At 42.1% G+C, this 13625-nt stretch carries 7 protein-coding genes; 5 read left to right on the top strand and 2 right to left on the bottom strand.

Going from position 1 to position 13625, the window contains the following annotated elements:
• The 4 genes from N5O98_RS22150 (at nt 1) to N5O98_RS22135 (ending at nt 6575) form a co-directional block, all read left to right on the top strand.
• Nucleotides 1-300 carry a hypothetical protein gene (locus N5O98_RS22150; protein ID WP_004297174.1) on the top strand — a complete coding sequence of 100 codons (300 nt, stop codon included), beginning with the start codon at nt 1-3 and terminating at the stop codon, nt 298-300.
• A gap of 17 nt (nt 301-317) precedes the next feature.
• On the top strand, nt 318-2219 hold the full coding sequence (gene mutL / locus N5O98_RS22145; RefSeq protein ID WP_004297175.1) for a DNA mismatch repair endonuclease MutL: 1902 nt from the start codon (nt 318-320) through the stop codon (nt 2217-2219).
• Between the two features lie 103 nt (nt 2220-2322).
• Nucleotides 2323-3510, top strand: a complete 1188-nt coding sequence (locus N5O98_RS22140) for an OmpA family protein (protein ID WP_004305595.1) — start codon at nt 2323-2325, stop codon at nt 3508-3510.
• A 719-nt stretch (nt 3511-4229) separates the two neighbouring features.
• On the top strand, nt 4230-6575 hold the full coding sequence (locus N5O98_RS22135; RefSeq protein ID WP_004308636.1) for a DUF2339 domain-containing protein: 2346 nt from the start codon (nt 4230-4232) through the stop codon (nt 6573-6575).
• Nucleotides 6576-6665: 90 nt separating this feature from the next.
• Here N5O98_RS22135 and trpS read toward each other — a convergent pair whose 3' ends face one another.
• Nucleotides 6666-7760 carry a tryptophan--tRNA ligase gene (gene trpS, locus N5O98_RS22130; RefSeq protein WP_004297181.1) on the bottom strand — a complete coding sequence of 365 codons (1095 nt, stop codon included), beginning with the start codon at nt 7758-7760 and terminating at the stop codon, nt 6666-6668.
• Between the two features lie 427 nt (nt 7761-8187).
• Between trpS and carB the strand changes: the two genes are divergently transcribed.
• A complete protein-coding gene (gene carB, locus N5O98_RS22125; RefSeq protein ID WP_004305593.1) occupies nt 8188-11409 on the top strand; it encodes a carbamoyl-phosphate synthase (glutamine-hydrolyzing) large subunit in 3222 nt (1073 codons plus the stop codon).
• A gap of 101 nt (nt 11410-11510) precedes the next feature.
• Here carB and N5O98_RS22120 read toward each other — a convergent pair whose 3' ends face one another.
• Nucleotides 11511-13493, bottom strand: coding sequence for a family 20 glycosylhydrolase (locus N5O98_RS22120; protein ID WP_004308637.1), 1983 nt, complete (start codon nt 13491-13493; stop codon nt 11511-11513).
• Between the last annotated feature and the right edge of the window lie 132 nt (nt 13494-13625).

Genomic DNA, 13625 nt, shown 5'->3' with positions numbered 1-13625 from the left:
ATGGGAATGTTTAACTCAATGAGAAAGCCCCGGGGCTTTAATCATCAATACATTTATGTAGACGAGCGGAAAGAAAAGCTCGCTAAGATGGAGGAGAACGCCAAACGTGACTTGGGGATGCTGCCGGAGAAAGAATTTAATCCGGAAGATATTCGCGGTAAATTCGTCGAAGGTACTACACATTTGAAAAGAAGAAAAGCAAGTGGCCGCAAACCGGTTTCTTTCGGAATCATACTGATAATCATTGCCTTCCTTCTCTATCTGTGGCATTATTTAGCAACAGGAAGCTGGAGTTTTTAATTGTTAATTTACGAAGTATGAGCGATATCATTCATTTGTTACCTGATTCGGTAGCTAACCAGATTGCTGCCGGTGAAGTGATACAACGTCCGGCATCTGTTATCAAGGAGCTAGTGGAGAATGCGATTGATGCAGATGCGCAAAATATACATGTGTTAGTGACTGATGCGGGTAAAACCTGTATTCAGGTGATTGATGATGGAAAAGGAATGTCCGAAACGGATGCCCGTCTCTCTTTTGAGCGGCATGCTACTTCCAAGATACGGGAAGCTGCGGACTTGTTTGCTTTGCGTACCATGGGATTTCGTGGGGAAGCATTGGCATCCATCGCAGCAGTGGCGCAGGTAGAACTGAAGACGCGTCCGGAATCGGAAGAACTGGGAACGAAACTGGTGATTGCGGGTTCTCAAGTGGAGAGCCAGGAGGCTATATCCTGTTCTAAAGGAAGTAACTTCTCTGTAAAGAACCTGTTCTTTAATGTGCCTGCCCGTCGTAAATTTTTAAAGGCTAATTCCACTGAATTGAGCAACATCCTTGCCGAATTTGAGCGTATCGCTTTGGTGCATCCGGAAGTTGCCTTTTCGCTTTATAGTAATGATTCGGAACTGTTCAATCTTCCGGTATCACAGTTACGCCAGCGTATTCTTGCTATTTTCGGTAAGAAGCTCAACCAGCAATTACTGAATATAGACGTGAACACTACCATGGTGAAAATCTCCGGATACGTAGCCAAACCGGAGACTGCCCGTAAGAAAGGAGCCCATCAGTATTTCTTTGTCAACGGACGTTATATGCGCCATCCTTATTTTCATAAGGCAGTCATGGAGGCTTATGAACAGTTGATTCCCGCCGGTGAACAGATTTCCTATTTTATCTATTTTGATGTAGATCCGGCTAATATTGATGTGAATATTCACCCGACAAAGACCGAGATCAAGTTTGAGAATGAGCAGGCCATCTGGCAGATACTTTCAGCATCCGTTAAGGAATCGTTGGGTAAGTTCAGTGCTATCCCTTCCATTGATTTTGATACGGAGGATATGCCTGATATTCCGGCATTTGAGGAAAAGATATCTTCCGAACCTCCGAAGGTACATTATAATACAGATTATAATCCGTTTAAAGTCTCTGCCGGTGGCGGTGGTGGCGGATCGTATAGTCGTTCGAAAGTAGAATGGGAGGATTTGTACGGAGGGCTGACAAAAGCCAGTAAGATGAATAATCCGCAGCCGGAACCCGAAATGGATTGGGAGGATTCTTCTATTGGAGGCGAACCGGCCTTCGTGGAAGAAAAGATAGAGACGGTGACATCCGCCGCTTCTTCTACTTTGTATGCCAACGAACCGGTGATGGAAAAAGGAAATCAGCATTTGCAGTTTAAAGGGCGGTTTATTTTGACTTCAGTTAAATCGGGTCTGATGCTAATCGATCAACACCGGGCACATATACGGGTGCTTTTTGATCGCTATATGGTACAGATTCAACAGAAACAGGGAGTATCTCAAGGCGTTCTCTTCCCGGAAATATTACAATTACCGGCTTCAGAAGCTGCTGTTCTTCAAAGCATTATGGATGATTTGTCGGCAGTCGGCTTCGATTTGAGCAATCTGGGAGGCGGTAGCTATGCCATCAATGGCATCCCTTCGGGTATTGAAGGACTGAATCCGGTCGAACTGGTGCGTAATATGCTACATACAGCGATGGAAAAAGGGAATGACGTTAAGGAAGAAATCCAAAATATTCTGGCATTAACATTGGCGCGAGCAGCGGCTATTGTCTACGGACAGGTGTTGAGTAATGAAGAAATGGTAAGCCTTGTAGACAACCTTTTTGCCTGTCCCTCACCGAATTACACACCCGATGGGAAAACCGTTTTGACAACCATTAAGGAGGAGGACATCGAAAGATTATTCAAATAAAACAAATAAATTCATCTTTTCCTAAAACCTTTTAGTTCAGTTCGTGTTATTTAAATAGTTCAACAAAGAAAAAGATTTAAATAACCACTTAACTATTAGGTATATGAAAAAGATTCTGATGTTGCTGGCATTTGCCGGCGTTGCGTCTGTCGCTTCTGCGCAGCAGACAATGACTGTAACTGAATACGAAGTGATTCAGGTGCAAGATAAATATCAAGTAATAACTAATCCTTTCTGGAGTAACTGGTTCTTCTCTGTAGGAGGAGGTGCCCAGGTATTGTATGGAAACAATGACCATATCGGTAAGTTCAGAGATCGTGTTGCTCCCACATTTAACGTGTCTGTTGGTAAATGGGTAACTCCGGGATTCGGATTGCGTTTGCAGTACAGCGGATTACAAGCCAAAGGATTTACCACCAGCGAAAATGCTAATTATGTGGTTGGCGGTCCGAGAGAAGATGGTTCTTACAAACAAAGATGGGACTACATGAACTTGCATGGTGATTTGATGATTAACCTGAATGCACTTTTCGGTGGATACAATCCGAACCGTGTATATGAAATTATCCCTTATATTGGTGCCGGTTGGGCTCATGCTTATTCTCGTCCTCACACTAACTCCGCTACTTTCAATGCAGGTATTATCAACCGCTTCCGTTTGTCGAATGCTGTTGACTTGAATCTGGAATTGAGTGCAACAGGTCTGGAAGGCAAGTTTGACGGAGAGCACGCAGGTAAACCTGACTACGATGGTATCTTAGGTGCTACCATCGGGGTGACTTATTATTTCCCGACTCGCGGATTCCAACGTCCGGTTCCACAGATTATCTCTGAACTTGAATTAAACCAGATGCGTAACCAGATGAATGCAATGGCAGCAGCTAATATGCAATTACAACAGCAGTTGGCAAATGCACAACAACCGGTTGAAGTAGAAGATACTGAAGAAGTTGTTATAACAGATACTAATATTGCTCCACGTACTGTATTCTTCAAGATCGGTTCTGATAAATTGTCTCCGCAGGAAGAAATGAACTTGTCATATCTTGCCAGCAAGATAAAAGAATCTCCGAACGCTACATACACAATCAACGGATATGCAGACTCTGCAACAGGTACTCCGGCTTTCAATCAGAAGTTGAGTTTGGAACGTGCACAAGTTGTTAAAGACCTGCTCGTTAAGAAGTATGGCATCTCTGCCGATAGATTGAAAGTTGCAGCCGGTGGTGGTGTTGACAAATTCGGTCAACCGATTCTGAACCGTGTAGTATTGGTCGAATCAGCACAGTAATCATATAATTTCAGTATTCGGCGATTCTTTGTGATCGCCTGCTGAAAGAGAGAAGGCGGCTGAAAGCGAATCCTGAAATAAGGTATTTTCGCTTTCAGCTGCCTTTTCTTTTCTTATTTTAGGACCATTAATACTTGCCTGGGCTTTTGATTATGAGTTTGAGGTATATGGAAGCGCTTACACTGATTATAAATGTAGGTTGTTTTACCTTGAAGAAGCATAGCTTTAGGGAACGTAAAGCATAGCTTTTGCCTACCTAAAGCTACGCTTTAGAGGGGGAATAAGAGGTACTCCACACTTCCCCTGCAAATAGCTATTTTTTCAATCCTCTTCACCTTTCTTCTGAACTCTCGATGAATAAACTGTTTGCGGGTGAAGGGAGGGCTTCTCATTACCGTATTCATCACATTACATATCGAAAAAATGTCATTACAGTGCTTTCTAAAATCATTGCATTAATTGTGGCAAACACTGCAATGTTTTTTTTAATCATCCCAATGAAAAAAATAATCTATTAGCATATTTGTTTTTGCTATTAGCATCTTCCTTTTAGCTATAATGATATTCTGATTAGCTATAATGAAATTACATACAAAGCAAAGTGAAAGGGCTTGAATCTCTGTTAATTCACTCTTGATTTGAATCATTCTTACTGGAATAATCGCTCTGTGTAGCAATATTTTATATATTTGTGATATGGAACTCAAATCTAAAATATTATGGACGATATAAATACCGTATACGCACTACTCGTTTTAATTATGTTTTTTGTTTTATTGAGTAGGCTGGATAATCGTTTTGGGAAGATAGAAAGAGAACTGAACGAGATAAAAAAACGGATGGATGATTATCTCAAAGTTCAGCAAAGAGGGGTTACTGAAAAGGTAAAGCTTGAAGGAGAAGCATTGAAAAAGGAAAACGAAGATATCTCTGCATCACCTCAAATAATAGAAAAAACTTCGACACTAGAGACTAAACAGCAAAAAGAAACTGTACCGGAAAAACAGAAGCCGTTTGTTGAAACAGTTATCCGTGAGGCACTGGAAGGAACACGTGAAAAGACGGTTGAAACAGAACTGGAAGATGTTTGTGTTGAGGCTGTTCCGAAACAAAAGAAACAAGTGAACTATGAGAAGTTCATCGGTGAGAATCTCTTCGGAAAGATCGGTATCCTAATATTCGTCATCGGTGTAGGCTTCTTTGTGAAGTATGCTATTGATAAGAATTGGATCAATGAGACTTTCCGTACCGTACTTGGTTTTCTGACGGGAGCTGTATTGCTGGTCGTTGCCGAACGGTTGCAAAAGAAGTATCGTACATTTAGCTCGTTGCTTGCGGGTGGTGCTTTTGCTGTATTCTATCTTACGGTTGCCATTGCATTCCATTATTATCATATCTTCTCGCAGACTATGGCGTTTATCATTCTGATAGGCGTCACTGTATTTATGTCTGTTTTGTCTGTGGTATACAATCGGCGCGAACTGGCCATCATTTCACTTGTCGGAGGATTTCTTGCACCTTTCATCGTAAGCAGTGGAGAGGGAAGTTATCTGGTACTGTTCACTTATGTAAGTATCCTGAATCTCGGTATGTTCGGACTTTCCATTTATAAGAAGTGGGGTGAGCTTCCGATGATCTCATTTGTCTTTACCTGGCTGATAATGGGAATCTTTCTTTTATTTAGCTATACCTCCAGTTCTACAGTTATTTCGGGGCACTTGTTTTTGTTTACCACTCTGTTTTATTTTATCTTTCTACTTCCGGTGTTCTCTATTCTTCGTGGGGAAGATATGCGAACAATGAGTCGGGGGCTGGTATTCGTCATTATAACGAATAACTTTATTTATCTGCTTTCGGGAGCTTTGTTCTTGCGGAATATGGGATGGTCTTTCAAAGCAAGCGGTTTGTTGAGCCTGTTCATTGCTCTTGTTAATTTAGGACTGGTGCTTTGGTTATGGAAGAGCCGGAAAGACTATAAATTCCTGGTGTATACCACTCTGGGGCTTGTGTTGACATTTGTCTCTATTACCGTTCCGATTCAGTTGGATGGAAACTGTATAACATTAGTTTGGGCGTCAGAAATGGTGTTATTATTATGGCTTTATATCAAGTCGAGAATCCGGGTATATGAATATGCGGCAAAGATACTGGTGGGACTCACCTTTATTTCTTACCTGATGGATATATATAATGTAGTAATGCATGAGCATCATGCTGTCAGCACTATTTTCCTGAACAGTTCATTTGCCACCTCTTTGTTTGTAGGGCTGGCTATGGGAGCATTTGCTCTGTTGATGGGGTATTATAGACCATTCTTCTCTACAGCCCGTCAACTGGAATATGGTTTCTGGAATCCTTTCATGCTTTTTGTCTCTGTAGCCATACTTTATTATACATTTATGATGGAGTTTCACCTGCATTTTGAGGGAGCTACGAGGAGCGGAGCAATGTTCTTGTTTACTGCCATTGCCATTTCGAGTGTTTGTTATTCTTTTAGAAAACGATTCCCGATCACCCAATGTCTGACTTTCTATATGTTAGCTATTGGGATAAATACGCTTGTATATATCATAAATATATGGGGAGATCAATGGGAGAACATGGCTTTTGTGCCTGTTGTACTACGATGGTTCACGGCAGCATTTGTAATAGCGAATATATGCTATGTGGCACGCCAATACTATCTATTAATCGGCATCAAGAGTCGTTTCACTATTTATCTCAATATTCTGGTCACTCTTCTTTGGGTGACAATGGTACGCTCTTTCCTCTGGCAGGTAGGAGTGGATGATTTCAGTGCCGGACTTTCGCTTTCATTAAGTATTGCCGGATTTGTTCAGATGGGACTAGGGATGCGTTTGCATCAGAAAGTCATGCGCATGATAAGCCTTTCGACTTTTGGAATCGTTCTGCTTAAACTTGTATTTGATGATTTGTGGGCAATGCCTACTATCGGTAAGATCATTGTATTCATCATTCTCGGACTGATATTACTGATACTTTCATTCCTTTATCAGAAATTAAAGGATGTATTATTCAAGAATGATGAAGATGAAGTTAGCTAAATCTTAAATTATATATTATAATAAAGGCTGCCATTCTTTCTTAGAGTAGGCAGCCTTTACTTTATATGATACGTTTTTATGCAAACTTCCTTATTCCTGTGAGAAACGTTTTACCTGTTCCTCGATTAACTCCTTGTCATCGAAATAATTAATCTTCATTGCTTTTTTCACATCTGCCAAAGTCTCGGCAGCAGCAGCTCTGGCTACTTCGCATCCTTGCTGAAGCATGTCATAGATAGCCGGAATATCTTTGCTGAACTCTTTACGACGATTACGAATCGGTTCGAGTATTTCTTGCATAATAGAATTCAGGAAACGTTTCACTTTTACGTCGCCCAGTCCGCCGCGTTGATAATGTGCTTTCAATTCTGCCAGATTCGGATAATCCGGTAAGTAGCGTTCGAAATGTTCGGGGAGGCAGAAGGCGTCAAGGTAAGTGAATACGGTGTTACCTTCAATCTTTCCCGGGTCTTGTACACGGAGATGTCCCGGATCGGTATACATACTCATGATCTTCTTCTGGATTTCTTCCGGTTCTTCCGAAAGGTAGATACAGTTTCCGAGTGATTTACTCATTTTAGCTTTACCGTCAGTTCCCGGAAGACGCAGGCAGGCTGCATTGTCCGGCAACAGGATTTCCGGTTCTACCAATGTCTCACCATATATATAGTTGAAACGGCGAACGATTTCACGAGCCTGTTCAAGCATTGGTTCCTGGTCTTCACCCACAGGGACAGTTGTTGCACGGAATGCTGTGATGTCCGCTGCCTGGCTGATAGGATAAGTGAAGAAACCTACAGGAATACTTGCTTCAAAGTTGCGCATCTGGATTTCCGATTTCACAGTCGGGTTACGTTGCAGGCGAGATACGCTTACAAGGTCCATATAATAGAAACTAAGCTCGCATAATTCCGGAATTTGCGACTGTATGAAGATGGTAGCTTTAGACGGATCTATGCCACAAGCCAGATAGTCAAGGGCTACTTCAATTACATTCTGACGCACCTTCTCCGGATTGTCTATATTGTCTGTCAATGCCTGCGAATCGGCAATGAAGATAAACATCTTGCTATAATCACCTGCGTTTTGCAGGTCAACTCTGCGTTTCAACGAGCCTACATAGTGACCGATATGAAGTCTTCCGGTAGGACGGTCGCCCGTCAATATGATTTTTTCTTTTCCCATATTTTATTACCTTATTATATAATGGCGACAAAGATAAGGATAAAAACTGAAAGATACATCAAAATGTAGTTACTTCATGATTTGTGCTTACTATGATAAAAAAGTATTCATTAAAAAGCTAACGGAAAAAACAACCGTTTCATTGACGCGGTAAACTATTTCAGTAAAAAATGAACGTTTCTTTTTGTCATTTGCAAAATATGTCGTTACTTTGCACAAATTTTGATATTAACAATGAATCAACAGGAAATCAGAAGTAAGTATTATCTACATTCGGATGTTTTGCACCCGGAAACGGCAGACTTCTTCTCTTTTCTCCAAAAACGATATTTTAGTTCTTTGGTAATGCGTTAATCCTTTTTTGAGGGTAACGCATTTTTTTTATGGACGAACTTAGAAATAACAACTTATTATAACAACAAAAGAAATGGAAAAGGAAATCAAGAAAGTTCTCGTTTTGGGTTCTGGAGCACTCAAAATCGGACAAGCCGGAGAGTTCGACTACTCTGGTTCACAAGCACTGAAAGCTTTGAAAGAAGAAGGTATCAGCTCAGTATTGGTAAACCCGAACATCGCAACCATTCAGACTTCTGAAGGTATTGCCGATAAAGTGTATTTCCTTCCCGTAAATACTTATTTTGTAGAAGAAATTATCAAGAAAGAACGTCCTGATGGTATCTTGCTGGCATTCGGCGGACAGACTGCGTTGAACTGCGGTGCGGAACTCTACACACAGGGTATTCTTGATAAATACGGAGTAAAGGTGCTTGGTACATCGGTAGAAGCTATCATGTATACAGAAGACCGTGATTTGTTCGTGAAGAAACTGAACGAAATCGAGATGAAGACTCCGGTTAGCCAGGCAGTAGAAAACATGGAAGATGCCATTGCTGCTGCACGCAGAATCGGTTATCCTGTCATGGTACGTTCTGCTTATGCATTGGGTGGTCTTGGTAGCGGTATCTGTGCCGACGAAGAAGAATTCCTGAAATTGGCTGAAAGCTCCTTTGCTTTCTCTAAACAGATTCTGGTAGAAGAATCGTTGAAAGGCTGGAAAGAAATCGAATTTGAAGTGATCCGTGACGCTAACGACCATTGCTTCACAGTAGCCAGCATGGAAAACTTTGACCCGCTGGGTATCCATACCGGTGAATCCATCGTAGTGGCTCCTACCTGTTCACTGGATGATAAAGAATTGACTCTGTTGAAGGAACTTTCTACTAAATGTATCCGTCACCTCGGTATCGTGGGTGAGTGTAACATTCAGTATGCTTTCAACTCTGATACGGACGACTACCGTGTGATTGAAGTAAATGCCCGTTTGAGCCGTTCTTCTGCATTGGCGTCTAAAGCTACCGGTTATCCGTTGGCATTCGTTGCTGCTAAAGTAGCACTCGGCTATACACTCGACCAGATTGGTGAGATGGGGACTCCGAATTCTGCATACGTAGCTCCGCAACTTGACTACTATATCTGTAAAATCCCTCGTTGGGACTTGACGAAGTTTGCCGGTGTATCCCGTGAAATCGGTTCAAGCATGAAATCGGTAGGTGAAATCATGTCTATCGGTCGCTCTTTTGAAGAAATCATCCAGAAAGGTCTTCGTATGATCGGTCAGGGTATGCATGGTTTCGTAGGTAATGACGAACTGCACTTTGACGATTTGGATAAAGAACTTTCCCGTCCGACTGACTTGCGTATCTTCTCTATCGCACAAGCAATGGAAGAAGGTTATACCATCGAACGTATTCATGACCTGACTAAGATCGATCCCTGGTTCCTTGGCAAACTGAAAAATATCGTAGACTACAAAGCGAAACTGTCTACCTATAATAAGGTAGAAGATATACCTGCCGATGTAATGCGTGAAGCTAAAGTGTTAGGTTTCTCCGACTTCCAGATCGCCCGTTTCGTACTGAATCCAACCGGAAACATGGAGAAAGAAAACCTGGCAGTGCGTGCTCATCGTAAATCTATGGGTATCCTCCCGGCTGTAAAACGTATTAATACAGTTGCTTCCGAACATCCGGAACTGACTAACTATCTGTATATGACTTATGCAGTGGAAGGTTATGATGTAAACTATTATAAGAATGAAAAATCAGTAGTCGTACTGGGTTCGGGTGCTTACCGTATCGGTAGCTCTGTAGAATTTGACTGGTGTTCGGTAAATGCCGTTCAGACAGCCCGCAAATTGGGTTACAAATCTATCATGATTAACTACAACCCTGAAACGGTTTCTACTGACTATGATATGTGCGACCGTCTGTACTTCGACGAGCTTTCGTTCGAACGTGTACTCGACGTAATCGATCTGGAACAACCTCGCGGTGTGATTGTCTCTGTAGGTGGACAGATTCCGAACAACCTGGCTATGAAACTTTACCGCCAGTCGGTTCCTGTATTGGGTACTTCTCCGATCTCTATCGACCGTGCTGAAAACCGTAACAAGTTCTCTGCTATGCTTGACCAACTGGGTATCGACCAGCCGGCATGGATGGAACTTACCAGTCTCGAAGAGGTGAAAGGATTCGTAGAAAAAGTAGGCTATCCGGTATTGGTTCGTCCTTCTTACGTTCTTTCGGGAGCTGCTATGAATGTTTGCTACGATGACGAAGAATTGGAAAACTTCCTGAAGATGGCTGCCGAAGTTTCTAAAGAATACCCGGTAGTTGTTTCTCAATTCCTTGAAAATACAAAAGAAATTGAATTTGATGCTGTTGCCCAGAATGGTGAAGTGGTGGAATACGCAATTTCTGAACATGTGGAATTTGCCGGTGTTCACTCCGGTGACGCTACACTGGTATTCCCGGCACAGAAGATTTACTTTGCAACGGCACGCCGTATCAAGAAAATCAGCCGTCAGATTGCTAAAGAACTTAATATCTCCGGTCCGTTCAATATCCAGTTCCTGGCTCGTAACAACGAAGTGAAAGTAATCGAATGTAACTTGCGTGCTTCTCGTAGTTTCCCGTTTGTTTCTAAAGTACTGAAACGTAACTTCATCGAAACAGCTACCCGCATCATGTTGGATGCTCCGTACTCACGTCCGGATAAATCTGCATTTGATATCGACTGGATTGGTGTAAAAGCATCTCAGTTCTCTTTCTCTCGTCTGCACAAGGCTGACCCGGTATTGGGTGTGGATATGTCTTCTACAGGTGAAGTTGGATGTATCGGTGATGATTTCTCTGAAGCATTGCTGAATGCAATGATCGCTACCGGATTCAAGATTCCTGAAAGAGCAGTAATGTTCTCTTCCGGTGCTATGAAGTCGAAAGTGGATTTGCTGGATGCCAGCCGTATGCTGTTTGCTAAGGGATATCAGATTTATGCTACTGCCGGAACTGCTGCATTCCTGAATGCTCATGGAGTAGACGCGACTCCGGTTTACTGGCCGGATGAGAAACCAGGTGCAGAGAATAATGTAATGAAGATGATCGCTGACCATAAGTTTGACCTGATCGTAAACATTCCGAAGAATCATAGCAAACGTGAATTAACGAATGGCTATCGTATCCGTCGTGGTGCAATCGATCACAACATTCCATTGATTACAAATGCTCGTCTGGCAAGTGCCTTTATCGAAGCATTCTGTGAATTGAAATTGGGTGATATTCAGATCAAGAGCTGGCAGGAATATAAATAAACTGCTTTAGCTGTTTATCAAAATAAAAAGAACTCCCTCTTTGGAATGCCAAAGGGGGAGTTTTTTGTTTAAGTTGTCTTGTTGCGAATAGATGTTTTCTGTTATTTGCTTACACGATAATTGTGTACTTTCAGATTCTCTATCCGGCTATTGAAGTTTCCGGCTTTCTCGAGCGGGAAAACCAATGTGCGTATATAACTCATAGAATCTTTTCCTGCATTGAAATAACATTTCTGTATGTTCATTTCTTCAACAACCTTTCCGTTTACTCTGAGTGTGGTACTACGATGATCGCCTTCAATCTGAATGGTCGCTTTCTCTCCCGGATTCACTTTATATGGGAACGTATTCAAATAACCATCGCGTGCAAAACCCATCATCCCTCGAATTGGATCTGCTAGATAGAATACGGCATTGGGTGAACGGAACAATTCTGTTCCGCTTTTCTCTGGTGCTCCGGTAATGTCGAAGCTGACTGTATAATTATAGCCGATTTCCGGGTAAGTGGAAGTGCTGCCGGGAGCAACGGTAGAACGCTCATATACCAATGCCGGACTCTTGCCGATTCTTCCCAATTGATTGACTCCGGGGGCTTCACTGATAGCACTACGCTTTTCATTATACACTTCGAATGGCAGACTGGTTTCTTTCCCTGTCCATGTCTTTACTGCTAGAGTTTGTAACGCAGGGAATACACGGTGATGAATGTCTTTCACGGAAATTCCATTACCTGCATGGTCGTTCCAGATGGCAAACATGCCACCGAGAATAGCAGGGTGCTTTTCTTCGAATACGGCTTTCCCGATATGTGCCGGTGTCCATTCTTTATATAAAAATACCTCGTTAAGATAATCCTGATAGTAACCGGCTAATGGAACAATGTAAACCATTGCATCCGGAATGCTGATTAGCTGGTAGCCGTCTTTTATCATGGTTGCTGGGTCGGCATATCCGTTATACCAGGCATTCATAATGATATTTTCTGATTTGACAGGGGTGTCTCCTTTAGCATGAGTGAGAGCGCCCCATATCACGGCTTGTTTGCCAAAGCCTTCTACCAGCCGGATATAATGGTCGGTGAAAGCCCGGAATTTTTCTACTACCTCTTTCTTGGCATTCGAGTATTCGTCGGTACCGATATGCACACGCTTGCCCACGAATACAGGGTCGTCACCTTTCAGGTATTCTTTGAACAGATCGTCTGCAAATTGATAGGTTTCCGGTTTGAATAAGTCAAGATGATCCATTCCGTACTCCTTGCTCCCAATTTCCGGTTTGTAATGAGTGAATGCTAATGAATGTGCCGGAATATCAATTTCCGGTATAATCTCTACAAAGTTGGTTGCAGCTTGTTTTTGAAAATCAATAAATTCTTTTTTAGAATAAGAACCGTCGCGGGCTGTGAGTCCCGGATAAGTTTCGGACTCCAGACGGAAAGCAGCATAAGTCTTGTCCCAGTTGTTATCAAAATATTGCTTGAATCCATTATCATTCAGATGGACTTGCAGGGTATTCATCTTGTAATAAGCCATTATTTTTACCAGATCCTGAAGATAGCTCATCGGAATAAATTTACGACCGCAGTCTATCATGAATCCCCGGATGGAGTAGTCGGGGTAGTCGCGGATTATTCCTTTAGGAAATGAGTGCTCCTGGCTTTGTTCTGCTATTTGCAAGAGGGTACGTGTGCTCCAGTAAAGCCCTGTCAGGGTGGGGGCAGAAGTCGTGATCCGATCGGTAATCTTGATTTCATAGCCCTCTTCTCCCAGCTTTTTGTCAGCTGACAGTGATAGGATGAAGTCTCCGGGTGTGGCTTTGCCTTGAGTTACGCTTAATGTTTTTCCGAACATTTGCTGATAATCGTCGGCAAACATTTGGGCTATTCTCTGCAATTCTGGATTTGCAGAGGTGCATACTATCTTCGCATTTGTTCCCGGAGTGAAATTACCATCTTTTCCTGTCCATTGTTTGAGTTCGGGGACAACAAAAGGTTTAGAGTTTACGCTGGCATAGGATAAACTGCCATACAAACAGAAGATTGTCAATAAGCATAACACTTTCAGGGGGATTAGTGTGTATGTCATAATGGGGGTGTTTTTGTTATTAATAAATGATTAAAGTTAATTATTGGCTGAATTTAGGGATAATCTGTCTATTAGCCAGCAAGAGAAGCGATTTATTTTTTATTTTTGTTTTTCGAAAAGATAAAATCAGAT

Source organism: Bacteroides sp. LFL-34 (assembly GCF_027257075.1).
Classification (GTDB): Bacteria; Bacteroidota; Bacteroidia; order Bacteroidales; family Bacteroidaceae; genus Bacteroides; species Bacteroides ovatus.
The sequence above is the reverse complement of the archived record's forward strand: the minus strand, read 5'-3'. Positions and strand labels throughout refer to the sequence as shown.